We start from the raw sequence: 1,801 nt of genomic DNA on the forward strand, positions 1-1,801 counted from the left end.
TACGGTGGTGTGAGAGGTCGCTGGATAAAATAATTATTCAGCTCCTACTCGATTTGAATGTATTTCAATATATTTGGGAATCTATACCTTTTGCTAGACGCAATGACTTTTAAAGCGATTTATCCTATAAAAAAGGGCATTGGAGTAGAGCAAGATAAATCTTAAAGGACGAAGTTTATCTATTAGCAATATCCAGGCGGAGTAAGTAAGGGATTGTTGAAAAAGGCTGATAAGACGCATCCACCGTCCCCTCGTCATACTGATGCAAATTCAACTAATTGTTTGCTAAATAGTCTTGCCAATTATTTTCACGAAAAACAATATGGATATAATCCTTATATTCAAGACGCTAGTCAGTTAATAAGAAAAGGCATGATCAGCAGAGAAGCGGCTTTAAATAAAATGAAGAATGGATATTGTCTAGAGATGGTATCTGCAAATGCAGAAAAATTGGGTGTAATTGAATTATTATGATTAAATTATTTTACATTTTAAGGAGTCAATCGTATGTTGATACATGATATTTTATCTAAAAGTGCGCATTTATACGGAGACAATGTTTTTATAAAAAGCGATCATAGGGTACTTACTTTTTTAGATTTGGAAAACAAATCGTACAATGTATCAAGATATTTATCCGAGTTTCCTCCCCAAAGTGTTATTGGAATAATGTTGAAGAATTCTATTGAATATATTATCTGTTATTTTGCAATAATACGCGCTGGCCATATTGCAGTTCCTGTTAATCCAGAATTAAAGGGACAAATGCTTGATCACATTCTTAAAGATTGCAGTTTCAGTCTGTTATTTACTGATAGTAAAGGTAGAATAAATTTAAACGATATTCATCCAAAGTCAAAAATCATAGTAGTGGATTGCACATTCAGTAATGAAACAGGTGTTTACGTTGAGGATGATGATTGTATTTCATTTAAAGAGGCATTAGTTAACCACGATTATAGTAGGGATTGCCTTCAAAGTAATAAGATAAATGAAGAAGACACAACATTAATTTTATATACGTCGGGGACGATGGGGAAAGCAAAGGGAGTATGCTTAACTCATAAGAATCTACTTTCGAACATGGAAGCGATAAATGAGAGGATTGGTATAAATAACAGCGATAACATGTTAGTCATTATTCCATTTTATTATTCTTATGGCAATTCGCTTATTTTGAGTCATTTGGATAAAGGAGCAACATTGACACTAAATCACAACTCTTTGTTCCCTAATCTAATTTTCGATAATTTGGAGAAGTGCAATAGTCTGGCAGGTGTGGCTTCTAACTTCGTTATGCTATTAAAACGATCAAGTATAGGTAAACGTAATTTGACGGCATTACGTTATGTGACGTTTGCTGGTGAACCCATCTCAGATTGGATTATAGAAGAGTTGATGAGATTATTCCCCGGACTTAAAGTGTTTATAATGTATGGGCAGACAGAAGCAACGGCAAGACTAACAATTCTAAAATCTGAAGAATTAGAAACAAAGAAAGGTGCTGTTGGTAGGCCGATTAAGTAGCTGCTCAAAGCAGACAAAAAACGTTGCCAAGAGAAATTGGGGCAATTAAGAAAGCGATATACAGCATCCTTGCCGGGATAATCGACGTTTTTTCGTTCGCTTTCTTGCATACGAAACCAATTGCGATGTTGAAACAGTAAGCAAAATATAATCTGAAAAAGATAACTGCAGGTAAAGCCTAAATTACGCTTAATCCCTGATTGTCGCAGGACAAGACATGAGACCAGCTAACTAAAGTCAAGCCCTCACTAGAAAAAAATGATCACTTCAAAAA

Annotated in this window: 2 protein-coding genes; both read left to right on the forward strand. The window is 34.7% G+C overall.

Going from position 1 to position 1,801, the window contains the following annotated elements; translation table 11 throughout:
• Positions 1-213: 213 nt before the first annotated feature.
• Positions 214-474, forward strand: a complete 261-nt coding sequence (locus tag LMF89_RS25265) for a hypothetical protein (protein WP_229537572.1) — start codon at positions 214-216, stop codon at positions 472-474.
• 33 nt (positions 475-507) lie between these two features.
• Positions 508-1,527 carry a class I adenylate-forming enzyme family protein gene (locus tag LMF89_RS25270; RefSeq protein ID WP_229537573.1) on the forward strand — a complete coding sequence of 340 codons (1,020 nt, stop codon included), beginning with the start codon at positions 508-510 and terminating at the stop codon, positions 1,525-1,527.
• The last annotated feature ends 274 nt before the right edge of the window (positions 1,528-1,801 follow it).

The sequence above is a fragment of the Pelosinus baikalensis genome, assembly GCF_020819555.1.
Lineage (GTDB): Bacteria > Bacillota > Negativicutes > DSM-13327 > DSM-13327 > Pelosinus > Pelosinus baikalensis.

Excerpts from the sequence above, each read along its gene's own strand:
- LMF89_RS25270 (WP_229537573.1), top strand. The coding sequence starts at position 508 with ATGTTGATACATGATATTTTATCTAAAAGTGCGCATTTATACGGAGAC.